At 59.4% G+C, this 16,131-nt stretch carries 19 protein-coding genes; 2 read left to right on the plus strand and 17 right to left on the minus strand.

Going from position 1 to position 16,131, the window contains the following annotated elements; all coding sequences use genetic code 11:
* Positions 1-76 precede the first annotated feature (76 nt).
* The gene (locus tag ACZ5WQ_RS12115) at positions 77-745 is read left to right on the plus strand and encodes an OmpW/AlkL family protein (RefSeq protein ID WP_088277395.1); all 669 of its coding nucleotides are present in this window, start codon (positions 77-79) and stop codon (positions 743-745) included.
* A gap of 50 nt (positions 746-795) precedes the next feature.
* Here ACZ5WQ_RS12115 and ACZ5WQ_RS12120 read toward each other — a convergent pair whose 3' ends face one another.
* The 4 genes from ACZ5WQ_RS12120 to ACZ5WQ_RS12135 all read right to left on the minus strand — a co-directional run bounded on the left by ACZ5WQ_RS12120 (position 796) and on the right by ACZ5WQ_RS12135 (position 4,462).
* Positions 796-1,677, minus strand: a complete 882-nt coding sequence (locus tag ACZ5WQ_RS12120) for a sugar nucleotide-binding protein (protein ID WP_228246405.1) — start codon at positions 1,675-1,677, stop codon at positions 796-798.
* A gap of 80 nt (positions 1,678-1,757) precedes the next feature.
* On the minus strand, positions 1,758-2,435 hold the full coding sequence (locus ACZ5WQ_RS12125; RefSeq protein ID WP_228246404.1) for a histidine phosphatase family protein: 678 nt from the start codon (positions 2,433-2,435) through the stop codon (positions 1,758-1,760).
* 144 nt (positions 2,436-2,579) lie between these two features.
* Positions 2,580-3,065, minus strand: coding sequence for a single-stranded DNA-binding protein (gene ssb / locus ACZ5WQ_RS12130; protein WP_269688495.1), 486 nt, complete (start codon positions 3,063-3,065; stop codon positions 2,580-2,582).
* 26 nt (positions 3,066-3,091) lie between these two features.
* Positions 3,092-4,462 (minus strand): MFS transporter, encoded by a 1,371-nt coding sequence (locus ACZ5WQ_RS12135; RefSeq protein WP_269688494.1) that lies wholly within the window; start codon positions 4,460-4,462, stop codon positions 3,092-3,094.
* 151 nt (positions 4,463-4,613) lie between these two features.
* On the opposite strand from ACZ5WQ_RS12135, the gene uvrA reads away from it, so the two are divergent.
* Positions 4,614-7,445, plus strand: coding sequence for an excinuclease ABC subunit UvrA (gene uvrA, locus ACZ5WQ_RS12140; RefSeq protein ID WP_228246401.1), 2,832 nt, complete (start codon positions 4,614-4,616; stop codon positions 7,443-7,445).
* 2 nt (positions 7,446-7,447) lie between these two features.
* Here the strand turns inward: uvrA and ACZ5WQ_RS12145 are convergent, their stop codons facing one another.
* The 13 genes from ACZ5WQ_RS12145 to rplF form a co-directional block, all read right to left on the minus strand.
* On the minus strand, positions 7,448-9,394 hold the full coding sequence (locus ACZ5WQ_RS12145; RefSeq protein WP_464382395.1) for a methyl-accepting chemotaxis protein: 1,947 nt from the start codon (positions 9,392-9,394) through the stop codon (positions 7,448-7,450).
* A gap of 229 nt (positions 9,395-9,623) precedes the next feature.
* Positions 9,624-10,004: a 50S ribosomal protein L17 gene (gene rplQ / locus ACZ5WQ_RS12150; RefSeq protein ID WP_088277381.1), complete on the minus strand. Its 381-nt coding sequence runs from the start codon at positions 10,002-10,004 to the stop codon at positions 9,624-9,626.
* A 26-nt stretch (positions 10,005-10,030) separates the two neighbouring features.
* Positions 10,031-11,032: a DNA-directed RNA polymerase subunit alpha gene (locus ACZ5WQ_RS12155; RefSeq protein ID WP_269688492.1), complete on the minus strand. Its 1,002-nt coding sequence runs from the start codon at positions 11,030-11,032 to the stop codon at positions 10,031-10,033.
* A 27-nt stretch (positions 11,033-11,059) separates the two neighbouring features.
* A complete protein-coding gene (rpsD, locus tag ACZ5WQ_RS12160) occupies positions 11,060-11,680 on the minus strand; it encodes a 30S ribosomal protein S4 (RefSeq protein WP_088277377.1) in 621 nt (206 codons plus the stop codon).
* A gap of 15 nt (positions 11,681-11,695) precedes the next feature.
* Complete coding sequence (rpsK, locus tag ACZ5WQ_RS12165; protein WP_083728622.1) at positions 11,696-12,085, minus strand: 30S ribosomal protein S11; 390 nt, start codon at positions 12,083-12,085, stop codon at positions 11,696-11,698.
* Positions 12,086-12,105: 20 nt separating this feature from the next.
* Complete coding sequence (rpsM, locus tag ACZ5WQ_RS12170; RefSeq protein WP_088277375.1) at positions 12,106-12,462, minus strand: 30S ribosomal protein S13; 357 nt, start codon at positions 12,460-12,462, stop codon at positions 12,106-12,108.
* Between the two features lie 160 nt (positions 12,463-12,622).
* Positions 12,623-12,739 carry a 50S ribosomal protein L36 gene (rpmJ, locus tag ACZ5WQ_RS12175; protein ID WP_088277373.1) on the minus strand — a complete coding sequence of 39 codons (117 nt, stop codon included), beginning with the start codon at positions 12,737-12,739 and terminating at the stop codon, positions 12,623-12,625.
* A gap of 24 nt (positions 12,740-12,763) precedes the next feature.
* Positions 12,764-14,092 (minus strand): preprotein translocase subunit SecY, encoded by a 1,329-nt coding sequence (secY, locus tag ACZ5WQ_RS12180; protein WP_088277371.1) that lies wholly within the window; start codon positions 14,090-14,092, stop codon positions 12,764-12,766.
* Positions 14,093-14,527: a 50S ribosomal protein L15 gene (gene rplO, locus ACZ5WQ_RS12185; RefSeq protein WP_088277369.1), complete on the minus strand. Its 435-nt coding sequence runs from the start codon at positions 14,525-14,527 to the stop codon at positions 14,093-14,095.
* Between the two features lie 3 nt (positions 14,528-14,530).
* Positions 14,531-14,713, minus strand: a complete 183-nt coding sequence (gene rpmD, locus ACZ5WQ_RS12190; protein ID WP_088277367.1) for a 50S ribosomal protein L30 — start codon at positions 14,711-14,713, stop codon at positions 14,531-14,533.
* 6 nt (positions 14,714-14,719) lie between these two features.
* Positions 14,720-15,223: a 30S ribosomal protein S5 gene (gene rpsE / locus ACZ5WQ_RS12195; protein WP_083728626.1), complete on the minus strand. Its 504-nt coding sequence runs from the start codon at positions 15,221-15,223 to the stop codon at positions 14,720-14,722.
* A 10-nt stretch (positions 15,224-15,233) separates the two neighbouring features.
* Positions 15,234-15,584, minus strand: coding sequence for a 50S ribosomal protein L18 (gene rplR, locus ACZ5WQ_RS12200; RefSeq protein WP_088277365.1), 351 nt, complete (start codon positions 15,582-15,584; stop codon positions 15,234-15,236).
* 10 nt (positions 15,585-15,594) lie between these two features.
* On the minus strand, positions 15,595-16,125 hold the full coding sequence (gene rplF / locus ACZ5WQ_RS12205) for a 50S ribosomal protein L6 (RefSeq protein WP_088277363.1): 531 nt from the start codon (positions 16,123-16,125) through the stop codon (positions 15,595-15,597).
* Positions 16,126-16,131: the final 6 nt, after the last annotated feature.

Consider the following 16,131-nt stretch of genomic DNA (forward strand, 5'->3'; position numbering starts at 1 on the left):
AACTTGCTCCAGATCAATAGTCGTTACTGCGCTTGCTCGTACAGTTGCACCTGTCCAACACACTAGGAGACAGAACATGTCAGCTTTCGCATCCCGCCTCGGCCTTGCAGCCCTTTTCGCCCCTGCACTGCTGGCCGTTTCGGTAACCGCTCAGGCCTACCAGGCAGGCGACGCCATCGTTCGCGTTGGCGCGGTTGCCGTTGACCCGCAGGAAGACAGCAGCAACGTGACTCTCAATGGCGCTGATATCGGCACCGATGTCGGCGTCGACAGTAACGTCCAGCTGGGTATCACCGGCACATACATGCTGACCGAGCATGTGGGCATCGGCATCCTGGGCGCTACGCCGTTCGAACACAGCATCAACCTGAACGGCGTGGGCAAACTGGCTGACATCAAGCACCTGCCACCGACCGTCACCTTGCAGTACTTCCCGATGCACAGTGCTTCCAAGCTGCAGCCTTACGTCGGTGCCGGTCTGAACTACACCACCTTCTTCAGTGAAGAGTTTACCAGCGCCAACAAGGCCGCCGGTTTCAGCAACCTGGACCTGGATGACTCTATCGGTCTTGCCCTGGAAGCCGGCGTTGACTATCAGATTGGCGAACGCCTGATTCTGAACGGCGCCATCTGGTACGCCGACATCGATACCGAAGCCTCTTTCGAGCTGAACGGCAATAAAGGCAAGGTTGACGTCGAAATCGATCCGATGGTCTACATGGTGAGCCTGGGCTACAAGTTCTAAGCCCTCCTCCCGCACTCACGGCTGCACTTTCCCCTGGGATCCTTGTGATCTCAGGGGATTTTTTTATCCAGCAATTCGGGCAGGCCGATGCGCCAGGTGCGCGGCTTGATACCAAAGACATGCAGCAGGCGACGACCGCTGAGCACCGCGTTGCGCGGTTCGACTGCCGCGGCGGGCTGGGTCTCGAAGGCAACCGGCTCAATGCCCGGCTCGCGCTCGATTCGCCCGCAGGAAACCAGTTCCTGAGCCAATGTCCGGGCGAAGCTGATCCAGCTGGCCATTTCTCCACTTGCATAGTGATAACACCCGTACAGCTGGGCGTTGCAGTCCAATTGCTTGAGCGCACTCAACACTACCCGCGCCATATCCGCCACGGGAGTCGGGTTCCCCCGCCACTCCTCGGCCAGTACGACGGTCTCACCGCTGCACAACTGACTGATAAGGCGCTGCAGCAGGCCGCCTTCGGACGAATCCAGAACCCAGCTGAAACGCAGCAGCAGATGACGGGAGCAGCACTGCTCCAGCAAGCTGTCCAGCGCAGCCTGCTGTGCCCCGTGCAGACCAATTGGCTGCAACGGATCCTTCTCGGTGTAGGGCTGCCCCTTGCTGCCGTCAAACACACGCGTATTGGAGAGCATGCACAACAGCAGATCACGCTGCCGGCATTCCGCAATCAGTTGCCGGGCGAATGCCGTATGCTGATCCAGCGCTTCGGCAGTGGGTGCCAGCACCTGAAACTGCTGGTGGTAGAACGCCAGATCAACAACCGCATCCGGCTGCAAAGCATCCAGCCACCCGGCGATAGCAGACGGTTGCCAATCGGCGGGCTCCTCGTCCAGCGTAAGAAACTCAATGTCTTCCGCTGCCGCCTGCACCGTCAGTGCGCGCCCGAGGAGTGACGACTTGCCCAGCAGCAACACCCGCATCCGCATGCTTTGTTGACCCTTGATCCTGATAACCCGAGACAGCCTGTATTGTGCAGTCTCAGGCCAACGACGTCACCTGTGGAAACTCAGGTATAGGTAATCAGGTCACGGTGCTGAAGGTTATCCAGGTGCGGAACGCTGTTGAAACTGCTCAAGCGCATGTTGTGCTGATTGAATACGCACTGAATGATCGCGGTGTTGCGGGTCTGCAGATTCAGCTCGACCATGGTCCGGCTGGGCGCCTCGAGCAGTTGTCGCACCAGCATGGCAATAGCGCCGCCAGAGCTCACAGCCAGCACCTTGCTGCCCTTGTAGTTGGCCATGATGTGCTCACGCACCGAAAGGATACGATCCTCGAAGCTCGCCCAGGTTTCCGGCAGTTCCCCCTGCAATTCGCCTTCGGACCAGAGCACGATGCCCTGCTTCAGGCGTTTGAAAAAATCGGCTACGGTCGGCTTTTCCGGCAAGGCCTGCTCGGGGTGCTGAGCGAGAAAGGCGTGCAGAATCGAGTGAAAGTCGAACTCGTTCAACTCCGGAAAGACCTGAAAGCCGCTGGCCTCAATCCCCATGCCGGCGCAGATGCCCTCGGCCGTTTCGCGGTGGCGCACCATGTCACCCGTCAGGATGTGATCAAACTGCAGCTGCTGGGTCGCGAAGTATTCGCCCAGCATCCGCGCCTGCTGATGCCCCTTTGGTGACAGCTGATCGTAGTTGTCGCTGCCGAACGACGCCTGACCGTGACGAACGAAATACACCTCTGACATGTTGCTCTCTCTGTGCTGGAGTGATTGGGCAACCCGCTGCCCGGCATCATCTGCGACACAGGAGCTTTCACGAGCCATAAAAAAACCCGGCAGACCGGGGATACAGGATCCTAGGTCATGCCGGGTTGCGGCGACAGCTACATTCTAGAACGGAATGTCATCATCAAAGCTGTCGTAATCCGGTGCCGACTGCTGCGGCGCGGCCTGCTGCGGCTGCGCGGCGGCCTGCGGCTGGGCCGCGGGACGCTGCGGGCGGGACTGGCCCATGCCCTGTTCGCCACCGCCCTGACGGCTGTCGAGCAGCTGCATCTGACCGCCCATGTCGACCACAACCTCGGTGGTGTAGCGCTTGACGCCGTCCTTCTCCCACTCGCGGGTCTGCAGACGACCTTCGACGTAGAGCTTGGAGCCCTTGCGCGCGTACTCGCCAACCACCTCGGCGATACGGCCAAAGAACACCACACGGTGCCACTCGGTACGTTCCTGCATCTGGCCAGTCTGCTTGTCCTTCCAGCTGTCAGTGGTTGCCAGGGTGACGTTGGCGACTGCGTTGCCATTGGGCAGGTAGCGCACTTCCGGATCACCACCGACATTACCGATCAAAATTACCTTGTTGACGCCTCTGGCCATTCTACTCTCCTGATATGCCTGGGTGATCAAACGGGTGCTGCGACCCGGTCCAACGCTTCACGATCCAGCAGTTTGCTATCGACTTTCAAGTAGGCAGCCGATTCGTCGGCAACAATCACGACGTCGGTCACACCTGCGACAGCAAGCAGGCTGGCGGCCAGGCCTGCGTCTCTGATGCGATCAGAGGACACGGCCAACCGATAACTGGTTACGTAAGGCGGTTCGCGCATGGTAACACCAATAGCCAGCCACGACAGCGCCAGCAGCGCGCATCCGACGAATACCCCGCCCAGACCAAAATGGGCGAACAGCCAGCCGCCAAACATGCCACCCAGTGCCGCCCCGGCAAACTGACTGGTGGAATACACGCCCATAGCAGTGCCCTTGCCGCCTGCCGGGGCAATCTTGCTGAGCAACGACGGCAAGGTCGCCTCCAGCAGGTTGAAACCGACAAAGAACAGGATGATGCAGGCGACCAGCCAGGGCAGCGAAGCCTGGGTCAGCCAGAACAGCGGCTGGACCAACACCAGCAAGGCCACCGCACCCAGCAGCACTCTCTTCATCTGACGCTGCCTTTCGGCGTAAATAATAAACGGCACCATACCGAAGAACGACAGCAGCAAGGCCGCCAGATAGACCCACCAGTGCTCTTCCTTTGGCAAGCCGGCCTGCTGCTGAAGCGCCAGCGGAATCGCCAGAAAGGTCGCCATCAGAATGGCGTGAAGGCAGGCGATGCCGTAATTCAGCCGCAACAGTTCAGAATTGGCGAGCGCCGGTCGCAGGGCACCGCGCACAATCCCGGCATCGCGGTGGTGAAGCACCTGCTGCGGCGTCGGCACGACCAGCAGCACCAGGCCAATACCAACGATCGCCAACATCGAGGTCGACAGAAAGACGCCGCCCAGCCCGGCGATGCCGGCAACGACCGGCCCGGCCACCATCGCGACGGCAAAGGCCAGGCCGATACTCATGCCGATCATCGCCATGGCCTTGGTACGGTGCTGTTCACGGGTCGAGTCGGCAACCAGCGCCATGACGGCGGCTGCGATGGCACCCGCCCCTTGCAGAATCCGCCCGGCTATAACCTGTTGAATGCTGTCCGCCCCTGCCGCCAGCAGGCCCCCAGCCGCAAACAGCACGAGACCGAAGATAATGACCGGTTTGCGCCCGATCCGATCGGACAGCATGCCGAAGGGAATTTGCAGCACAGCCTGGGTCAGCCCGTAGGCACCGATAGCCATGCCAATCAGCAGCGGCGTGGCCCCCTGAAGTTGCTGGCCATAGGTCGCCAGCACCGGCAACACCATAAACAGACCCAGCATGCGAAAGGCAAAAACCAGCGCCAGCGAGATCGAGGCGCGGCGTTCCTGCGGACTCATCGAGTCAACCTGATGCATGACAGCTCCGGGTAAAAGCGCGGATTTTATCATGCCTTTCCGGTGACCGGGACGGCCATGCAAGTGGACGCATGAAGACGGCCGAACTTTGCCGCCACACCGGCGCAGGCCGTATACTTCTCCGCTTTGTCGGCTGCGAGGTGAGAGTACTGTGGATACAATCCAGATACGGGGTGCACGCACACACAACCTGAAGAACGTCGACCTTGATCTGCCACGCGACAAGCTGATCGTGATTACCGGCCTGTCAGGCTCGGGCAAGTCGTCGCTGGCCTTTGATACGCTCTACGCCGAGGGCCAGCGCCGTTACGTCGAGTCTCTATCGGCCTATGCCCGGCAGTTCCTGTCGATGATGGAGAAGCCGGACGTCGACCACATCGAAGGCCTATCGCCAGCCATCTCGATCGAGCAGAAGTCCACCTCGCACAACCCGCGCTCCACCGTCGGCACCATCACCGAGATCTACGACTACCTGCGCCTGCTGTTTGCCCGCGTCGGCACCCCGATGTGCCCGGACCACAACCTGCCGCTGGCCGCCCAGACCATCAGCCAGATGGTCGATCAGGTGCTGGCCATGCCGGAAGGCAGCAAATTGATGCTGCTGGCACCAGTCATGCGTGAACGCAAGGGCGAACACCTGGCCCTGATTGAAGAGCTGCGTGCGCAGGGCTTCGTCCGCGCCCGCATCGATGGCCGCATCCACGAACTGGATGAGGCGCCGGCGCTGGACAAGAAGCGCAAGCACACCATTGAGGTCGTGGTTGACCGCTTCAAGGTCCGCGCAGACCTGCAGCAGCGTCTGGCCGAGTCATTCGAGACGGCAATCAGCCTGGCCGACGGCATTGCCATCATCGCCCCGATGGAGGGCGAGGACGGCGAGGAAGTTACCTTCAGCGCACGCTTTGCCTGCCCGGAATGCGGCCACTCGATCAGCGAACTCGAACCGCGCCTGTTCTCCTTCAACAACCCGGCCGGCGCCTGCCCTGGCTGTGACGGTCTGGGCGTGAAACAGTTCTTCGACGCCCGTCGCCTGGTCAATGGCGAGCTGACGCTGGCCGAGGGCGCCATCCGCGGCTGGGACCGCCGCAACGTCTATTACTTCCAGATGCTCAGCTCACTGGCGGAGCACTACGGCATCGATCTCGACCAGCCGTTTGAAAAGCTGCAGGAGCCACACCGCAAGCTGATCCTCAGCGGCACCGGCAAGGACAACGTACCGTTCCGCTACCTCAACGATCGTGGCGACGTGGTGCGCCGCGAGCATCCGTTCGAGGGCATCCTGCCGAACCTGGAACGCCGCTACCGGGAGACCGAGTCCCAGAGCGTGCGCGAGGAACTGGCCAAGTACCTGAGCACCCAGCCTTGCCCCGATTGCCACGGCACCCGTCTGCGCCGCGAGGCCCGCCACGTGATGATCGACGGCCGCAACCTGCCGGGCGTCACCACCCTGCCGGTTGGCAGCGCCGCAGAATACTTCGAGCAACTGACGCTGGAGGGCAGCCGCGGCGAAATTGCCGAAAAGATTCTCAAGGAAATCCGTGCCCGTCTGATGTTTCTGGTCAACGTCGGCCTCGACTATCTGACCCTCGACCGCAGCGCCGACACCCTGTCCGGCGGCGAGGCCCAGCGTATCCGTCTGGCCAGCCAGATTGGCGCCGGCCTGGTCGGCGTGATGTACATCCTCGACGAGCCCTCGATCGGGCTGCACCAGCGCGACAACGAGCGCCTGCTCGCCACCCTGGTGCACCTGCGCGATCTGGGCAACACGGTGATTGTGGTCGAGCACGATGAAGACGCCATTCGGCTGGCCGACTACGTCGTCGACATCGGCCCCGGCGCCGGTGTACACGGAGGTCAGGTCGTATCAAAAGGCACGCCGCAGCAAGTGATGGACGACCCCGCCTCGCTGACCGGCAAATACCTGTCCGGCAAGGTCAAGATTGCCGTGCCGGCTGAACGCACCCCGCTGCGCAAGGACTGGCTGCGCCTCAAGGGCGCGTGCGGCAATAACCTGCAGAAGGTCAACCTGGAGATCCCGGTCGGCCTGCTGACCTGCGTGACCGGGGTATCCGGCTCGGGCAAATCGACACTGATCAACAATACCCTGTTCCCGATTACCGCGACCGCACTGAACGGCGCGACCACGCTGGAGACTGCACCCTACGACAGCTTCGACGGCCTGCAGCACCTGGACAAGGTAGTGGATATCGACCAGAGCCCGATCGGCCGCACGCCACGCTCCAACCCGGCAACCTATACCGGACTGTTTACGCCGATTCGCGACCTGTTTGCCGGCACCCAGGAAGCCCGCTCGCGCGGCTACAAGGCAGGGCGGTTCTCCTTCAACGTCAAGGGCGGACGCTGTGAGGCCTGCCAGGGCGACGGCCTGATCAAGGTCGAAATGCACTTTCTGCCGGACATCTACGTTCCCTGCGACGTGTGCAAGAGCAAGCGCTATAACCGCGAAACCCTGGAGATCAAGTACAAGGGCAAAAGCATCCACGAGGTACTGGAAATGACCATCGAGGAAGCCCGCGAGTTCTTCGATGCCGTACCGGCGATTGCCCGCAAGCTGCAAACGCTGATTGATGTAGGCCTGTCCTATATCCGCCTTGGCCAGTCCGCTACCACGCTGTCAGGTGGTGAAGCGCAACGGGTCAAACTGGCCCGCGAACTGTCCAAGCGCGACACCGGCAAGACGCTCTACATCCTCGACGAGCCGACCACGGGCCTGCACTTCGCCGATATCCAGCAATTGCTCGACGTGCTGCACCGACTGCGTGACCACGGCAATACCGTGGTGGTTATCGAGCACAACCTGGATGTGATCAAGACCGCCGACTGGATCGTCGACCTTGGTCCGGAAGGCGGCTCACGCGGAGGCCAGATCATTGCCACCGGCACCCCGGAACAGGTGGCAGCAGAACCGGCATCCCATACCGGCCGCTTCCTCGGCCCGCTACTGGAACGGGATCGCGCCTGAGCCTACAGCTGAAAGTGCGCGACCAGCTGCAGCTGACTGCCCGCCAGCCGCTGCAGCCGCTCGCCGCAATCGCGGGTATGCACTGCGGTGTCCCGACTTTCAGCGGTCATATCCTGCAACCGGTGCATATGCTGGTTTACGTCCGCGGTCGTTGCGGCCTGCTGCTCCGCGGCGGTGGCAATCTGAAACGCCAGACTCTGAACCGCATGCAGCGCACCGTCCAGATCTCCGAGACGGCCCAGCACCAGCTGGGTTTCCTGCTCGAGCGACTGTGCCTGCGATGACGCGGCCTGCATGCGATCAAGCGCTTGCAACGAGGACTGATCCAGGGCGCCGACTATAGTGACCACCTCCTCGGTAGCCGTCCGGGTACGCAGCGCGAGCTGACGCACTTCATCGGCAACCACCGCAAATCCCCTCCCCTGCTCCCCGGCGCGGGCAGCCTCAATTGCTGCGTTGAGTGCGAGCAGGTTGGTCTGCTCCGCAATACCGTTGATCACCTGCAGCACAACGCCAATCTGCCGACTATCATCGGCAAGGGTTTGTACCACCGTGTCCGCGCTACGCAGACCGCCGAGTAGCTGATCCTGACGACTGATCATCTCTTCCAGCGTGTTCTGCATCGCCCCAAACGCCTTGCGCGCTCCGGCAGTCCGCTCGGCACTAGCGGATGCAGAGCTCGCGATTTCCTGTACGGTTGCCGCCATCTCGTCCACAGCAGAGACGACCATTTCTACGGCGTCTTGCTGCTGCTCCAGTCTGGCACTGGTACGCCCCGCCGCATCAAGAATGTCATCACTGGCACCACCAACCGCCTCGCTGGAAGCGCGCAACTGCTGAACCACACCGCGCCAGGCCGCCGCCATCTCCTGTAACGCCTGCAGCAGCCCTCCGGAGTGCGCCTGCCTACCCGCAGAGCGAAGTTCACCTCTCGCCAGGCTCTCTGCGAAGCTGACCATGTTCAGCGGCTCATCGCCGAGCGGGCGCATCACACTACGACTGACCAGCAACGTCGCCAGCAATACTGCAACGACGGTAAAAACCCCAAGCAACAATACCTGCCACATCAGCGCACGCACCGGCGCGAAAGCCTGCTCGGAATCCACTTCGGCGATCAGCGCCCAGCGCTGACCGTCGAACTCGACAGGCGCAAAGGCTTTTAACGCCGTAGCCCCATCAAGGCCGGATTCGCTCAGGCGTCCGCTCTGCCCGGCCATGGCCTGTTCGATCGCAAGGCCACCAAGCGCCTGCCCCTCCCCGGCGCGCCGGTCCGGAAAGCGCACCGAATCGGAACGCAAACGTCGATCATAGCCCACCAGATAGGTCTCACCCTTGTCACCCAGACCCTGGCGTTCGTGCATCAGTTCATTGAGCGGACCTATCGGCAACTCAAGTACCAACAGCGCCTGTAACAGCCCATCAGCTCCAATTGGCGCGACCAGGTACTGTACCGAGTCTGCACTCAAGGGGTCGGAAACCAGGTCGCCAATGTGAATTCGTGGATCTGACAACCCCTGCGCGACGGCGCCACCCAGCGGTGTATCTGCCCACTCGGAATCAGTCAGTAAAGCCTGATAGGCAGGACCGCGGTTAACACTGAAGAACACCAGCCCATCGGGGCTGACCAGCTTCAGATCCCGATACCCGTAGGCTTCGATGAAATGTTCAAAGGTAGGCTTGTCATAGCTGCTGGCGCTGAGCAGCGCGACTGCATCCAGACCAAGGTAGCTGTTGCTCAGCGTACGACTCAGGGTATCGAGCTGATTTCGCCGCTGCGCCCATCCATCCTGCAGCTGACGCTGCTTGATGCTGGCAACCGCCTGAAGCGTGTTGAGGGTTTGGTCTCGCAGCGCGTTACTCGCCTGCGAATACACGGTAGCGGCCATTACGGCCACCGGTACCAGACCAACGAGCAGGTAGGTTATTGCCAACTTGAAACGCAAGGACATGGGGCACCGCTCCGCATAGATGAATTCCACGGAACGGCAAGCAAGAATCGTGCAACTTAATTTACACAGCGTAAAACATAGCCGACCATCAGCCTGAGAAAGCGCCTATGGTTGACCCCGCCCTGTGCAGAGCACCAGCGCTGTGCATTCGAGGCCGCTCATAGCGCAGCAGGCTGATCTGCAGGCACAAAAAAACCGGCCTGAGCCGGTTTTTTTGTAGCGCTGATACTTACTCTTCAGCTGCAACCGCTTCTGGGCGGTCAACCAGCTCAACGTAAGCCATCGGGGCAGCATCACCAGCGCGGAAACCGCACTTGAGGATACGAACGTAGCCACCCGGACGGGTTGCATAGCGCTTGCCCAGGTCGTTGAACAGCTTGCCGACTGCAGACTTGCTGCGAGTACGGTCAAACGCCAGACGACGGTTGGCAACGGTGTCTTCCTTGGCCAGGGTGATCAGCGGCTCGGCAACGCGACGCAGCTCCTTGGCTTTCGGCAGAGTAGTTTTGATCAGTTCATTCTCGAACAGCGACACAGCCATGTTCTGGAACATAGCCTTGCGGTGTGCGCTGGTCCGACTCAGGTGACGACCACTTTTACGATGACGCATCTCTCAATTCCTCGGTGTCGAGACGATCAGGCCGAAACCTTATCGTCCTTCTTCAAGCTTGCAGGCGGCCAGTTGTCCAGACGCATACCCAGAGACAGACCACGAGAGGCCAGAACGTCTTTGATCTCGGTCAGAGACTTCTTGCCCAGGTTCGGGGTCTTCAGCAGCTCTACTTCGGTACGCTGGATCAGATCGCCAATGTAATAGATATTTTCGGCCTTCAGGCAGTTGGCCGAACGGACAGTCAGCTCAAGATCGTCCACCGGGCGCAGCAGGATCGGGTCAATCTCGTCTTCCTGCTGCTCCACCACCGGCTCCTGGTCACCCTTCAGGTCAACGAAGGCAGCCAGTTGCTGCTGGAGGATGGTTGCAGCGCGACGAATCGCCTCTTCCGGGTCCAGAGTGCCGTTGGTCTCGAGATCGATGACCAGCTTGTCCAGGTTGGTACGCTGCTCGACACGCGCACTCTCCACCACATACGCAACGCGGCGTACGGGAGTGTAGGTGGCGTCCAGCTGCAGACGACCGATAGAGCGGGTCTCGTCCTCATCGGACTGACGCGCATCGGCCGGTTCGTAACCACGACCACGAGCTACAGTGAGCTTCATGTTCAGTTCGCCGTTGTCGGACAGCGTGGCAATCACGTGATCCGGGTTGACGATCTCGACTTCGTGGTCCAGCTGAATGTCGGCGGCAGTAACAACGCCCGGGCCTTTCTTGGAAAGGTTCAGGGTTACCTGGTCGCGACCGTGCATGGTGATCGCCAACCCTTTCAGGTTGAGCAGGATCTCGATGACGTCTTCCTGAACGCCTTCGATGGCGCTGTACTCGTGCAACACGCCGTCGATTTCGGCCTCTACCACGGCGCAGCCGGGCATGGACGAGAGCAGAATGCGACGAAGCGCATTGCCCAGGGTGTGACCGAAACCACGCTCCAGCGGCTCAAGAGTAATCTTGGCACGCGTGGGCGAAGTTTCCTGAACGTCAATGTGACGCGGTGTTAGAAACTCGGTAACCGAACTCTGCATGTGGGGCACCTTTATGCTGTCTGTCGCTTACTTGGAGTACAGCTCGACGATCAGGTTTTCGTTGATGTCGGCGTACAGGTCGCTGCGTGCAGGCAGGGCTTTGAAAACGCCTTCTTTCTTGCCAGCGTCTACTTCAACCCACTCCGCACCACCGCGCTGAGCAGCCTGCTCCAGAGCGCTGTTGATGCGCAGCTGGTTCTTGGCCTTTTCACGGACAGCAACTACGTCACCCGGGGAAACCAGGTAAGACGCGATATTGACGGTCTTGCCATTGACACTGATGGACTTGTGGGATACCAGCTGACGTGCTTCAGCGCGAGTGGCACCGAAACCCATGCGGTAAACGACGTTGTCCAGACGACGCTCGAGCAGTTGCAGCAGGTTCTCACCGGTAGCGCCCTTCAGACGGGCTGCTTCCTTGTAATAGTTGCGGAACTGACGCTCCAGAACGCCATACATACGACGGACTTTCTGCTTCTCGCGCAGCTGAGTACCGTATTCCGAAAGACGACCGCGGCGCTGACCGTGAACACCCGGAGGGGTTTCCAGTTTGCACTTGGAGTCGAGAGCGCGCACGCCGCTTTTCAGGAACAGGTCAGTACCTTCGCGACGAGACAGCTTGCACTTGGGACCAATATAACGAGCCATTTTACCGTCTCCTGATTAAACGCGACGCTTCTTGGGCGGGCGGCAGCCGTTGTGGGGAATAGGGGTGACATCGGTGATGCTGCTGATCTTGTAACCACAAGAATTCAGTGCACGAACTGCCGACTCACGACCCGGGCCGGGGCCTTTAACGCAAACGTCGAGGTTCTTCAGGCCATACTCAAGAGCAGCCTGACCGGCGCGCTCGGCAGCTACCTGGGCAGCAAACGGAGTGCTCTTACGGGAACCACGGAAGCCGGAGCCACCGGAAGTTGCCCAGCTCAGGGCGTTACCCTGACGGTCAGTGATGGTGATGATGGTGTTATTGAAAGACGCGTGGATGTGGGCGACCCCATCAACGACCGTCTTTTTTACTTTTTTACGTACACGAGCAGCTGGCTTAGCCATATCTGTAGATTCCCTCGCAATTACTTACGGATCGGCTTGCGCGGACCCTTACGGGTACGGGCATTGGTCTTGGTGCGCTGACCGCGGACCGGCAGGCCACGACGGTGACGCAGGCCACGATAGCAGCCGAGATCCATGAGGCGCTTGACGTTCATGTTGATCGCGCGGCGCAGATCGCCTTCGGTGTTGCTCTTGGCGACTTCATTGCGCAGGGTATCAATCTGCTCTTCGCTCAGATCCTTGATTTTGACACTGGGCTCAATGCCAGTGGCGGCACAGATCTGTTGTGCCTTGGTCTGACCAATACCAAAGATATAGGTCAGAGAGATAACAGTGTGCTTGTTATCCGGGATGTTGACGCCTGCAATACGGGCCATCCAATTTACTCCGTCTGACAGCTACCTGACTCAACCCAAAGAGGTTGCTCGAAAAAGGGTGCAGTAGGGTAGCGCTAACAAAAATAAAATTCAACCACCTGACCAAAATTTGGCCAGGTGGCGGTTATCCTGAGACGTAGTCTTAATTCAGAACCGGGAATTAACCCTGGCGCTGCTTATGACGGGGCTCAGCACTGCAGATTACACGTACGCAACCGTTGCGACGGATAACCTTGCAGTTACGGCAAAGCTTCTTGACTGATGCTGCAACTTTCATAGCCGACTCCTATAACCCGAAGACTCAGCGGAGCATGCCGCTGCCGTAACCTTTCAGGTTAGATTTCTTCAAAAGAGACTCGTACTGCTGAGAAACGAGATGCGATTGTACTTGGGACATGAAGTCCATAACAACCACAACAACGATCAGCAGCGATGTCCCACCCAGATAGAAGGGCACATTCGCCGACACCACCAGGAACTGCGGCAACAAGCAGACAGCGGTCATATACAGGGCCCCGAACAGGGTGAGGCGAGTCAGAACGCTATCAATGTAGCGAGCGGACTGCTCACCGGGACGGATACCCGGAATGAACGCGCCGGACTTCTTGAGGTTTTCCGCAACATCCTTCGGATTGAACATCAAGGCTGTGTAGAAGAAGCAGAAGAAAATAATCCCTGCACTAAACAGAATGATATTCAGCGGCTTACCCGGTCCAATGGCCTGAGCCAGGGTTTGCAGCCATTCCATGTTGTCACCCTGGGCGAACCAGGTACCCAGCGAGGCCGGGAACAACAGGATACTGCTGGCAAAGATCGCCGGGATCACACCTGCCATGTTGACCTTGAGAGGCAAATGGCTGGTCTGCGCGGCGAATACCTTGCGACCTTGCTGACGCTTGGCGTAGTTGACCGTAATTCTGCGCTGGCCACGCTCGACGAAGACGACGAACGCAATCATGGCAATAGCCACCAGGCCAACACCAATCAGCGCGAATATGTTGATGGTACCCAGACGGGCACCTTCGAAGGACTGTCCAATGGCTGCCGGCAAACCGGCAACAATGCCGGCGAAAATCAGCATCGAGATACCGTTACCGATACCTCGCTCGGTGATCTGCTCACCGAGCCACATCATGAACATTGCGCCAGCAACAAAGGTAGTAACAGCCACAAAATAGAAGCTGAACCCTGTGTCAAACGCAACGCCCTGACTGGCCAGACCAACGGACATACCGATGGCTTGTATAAAAGCCAGCACCAGCGTCAGATAACGCGTGTACTGACTGATCTTCCGGCGTCCGGACTCCCCTTCCTTCTTCAACTGCTCAAGCGACGGGGTAACCGCCGTCATCAGCTGCATGATGATGGATGCAGAGATGTACGGCATGATGCCCAGAGCGAAGATACTCATTCGCTCCAGGGCACCGCCGGAGAACATGTTGAACAGGCTAAGGATCGTCTCTGAATTCTGATTGAACAGATCGGCCAGACGATCAGGGTTTATCCCGGGAACCGGAATATGCGCCCCGATACGGTAAACGATGATCGCGAGGAACAGGAAGCGCAGGCGCCCCCAGAGTTCACTCAAGCCACCTTGATTCATTCCAGAAAGAGCGCCTTGCTTAGCCATTTAGTCCTCGATCTTGCCACCAGCTGCTTCGATCGCTGCACGAGCACCTTTGGTGACGGCCAGACCTTTGACGGTAACCGCTTTGGTTACGTCGCCGGACAGGACGATCTTGGCTCGTACAAACTTGTTGCCAATTACGTTGGCATCTTTCAGCGCCTGCAGGTCAATGACCTCAGCGTCAACTGCGTTCAGTTCGCTGGTGCGAATTTCAGCAGTGACCATAGCCAGTTTGGAAGTAAAACCAAACTTCGGCAGACGACGGTGCAGCGGCTGCTGACCACCCTCGAAACCGGGGGCAACGGTGCCACCGGAACGCGAGGTCAGACCCTTGTGACCGCGGCCAGCGGTCTTACCCAGACCGCTACCGATACCACGACCGACGCGCAGCTTTTCACGGCGTGCACCCGGCGCGGAACGCAGATCATTCAGTTTCATGTCTTATTCCTCTACCCGAACCATGTAGGAGACCTTGTTGATCATCCCACGAACCGACGGAGTGTCTTCGACTTCGACGGTGTGGCCGATGCGGCGCAGACCCAGACCCTTAACGCAGGCCTGGTGCTTCGGCAGACGACCAGCGACGCTCTTGAACAGAGTCACCTTGATTTTTGCGTTTGCCATGTCCGCTTACCCCGTGATGTCTTCGACGGTCTTGCCGCGCTTGGCCGCTACAGACTCGGGAGACTGCATCGACTTCAGACCCTTGTAGGTAGCCTGAACGACGTTAACCGGGTTGGTGGAACCGTAACACTTGGCCAGTACGTTGTGTACACCAGCCGCTTCCAGGACGGCGCGCATTGCACCACCGGCGATAACACCGGTACCTTCGGACGCCGGCTGCATGAACACCTTGGAGGCGCCGTGAGCTGCACGAACGGGGTACTGCAGGGTGGTACCGTCCAGATCAACCTGGATCATGTTACGACGTGCCGCTTCCATCGCCTTCTGGATGGCGGCAGGCACTTCACGTGCCTTGCCGCGACCGAAACCAACGCGACCCTTGCCGTCACCGACAACAGTCAGCGCTGTGAAAGCGAAGATACGGCCGCCTTTTACTACTTTGGCGACGCGGTTCACCTGAACCAGCTTCTCGATGTAACCTTCGTCGCGCTTTTGATCGAAATTAGCCATAACTCTACCCTTAGAATTCCAGCCCGCCTTCACGAGCGGCGTCGGCCAGCGCTTTTACGCGACCATGGTACTTGAAGCCGGAACGGTCGAAGGCGACCTGAGTTACACCGGCGGCCTTGGCTCGCTCAGCAACCAGCAGACCTACCTTCTTGGCCGCTTCAATGTTACCGGTAGAACCGGCACGCAATTCAGCATCCAGAGTGGAGGCGCTGGCCAGCACTTGGCTGCCATCTGCCGAGATAACCTGTGCGTACATGTGCTGCGAAGAGCGGTACACGCAGAGACGAACGGCTTCCAGTTCGCGCAACTTCAGGCGCGTACGGCGAGCGCGACGGAGACGAATAACTTTTTTATCGCTCATTTGCTATGCCCTACTTCTTCTTGGCTTCTTTACGACGCACTACCTCATCGGAGTAGCGTACACCCTTGCCCTTATAGGGCTCCGGACGACGGAAATCACGAATTTCCGCTGCTACTTGACCAACCAGCTGCTTGTCGATGCCTTTGATGATAATGTCAGTCTGGCTGGGGGTTTCAACAGAAACACCCTCAGGCAGCTGGTAGTCGATCGGGTGCGAGTAACCCAGTGCCAGGTTCAGAACCTGACCCTTGGCCTGCGCCTTGTAACCAACACCAACCAGCTGGAGCTTGCGCTCAAAGCCCTGGCTGACGCCAATGACCATATTGTTGACCAGGGCGCGGGTGGTACCGGCCATGGCCATGTTCAGGCTACCGGCGCGCGCTGCGAAACGCAGCTCACCGTCTTCCTGAACAACTTCAACAGTCGGGTGCAGGTTCAGACTAAGAGCGCCCTTGGCACCCTTGATCGACAGTTCCTGACCGTTCAGTTTTGCTTCTACACCCTGCGGCAGTTTGACAGGGTTCTTAGCGACGCGAGACATCGTGAC

It is taken from the genome of Halopseudomonas sp. T1L2 (assembly GCF_055397385.1).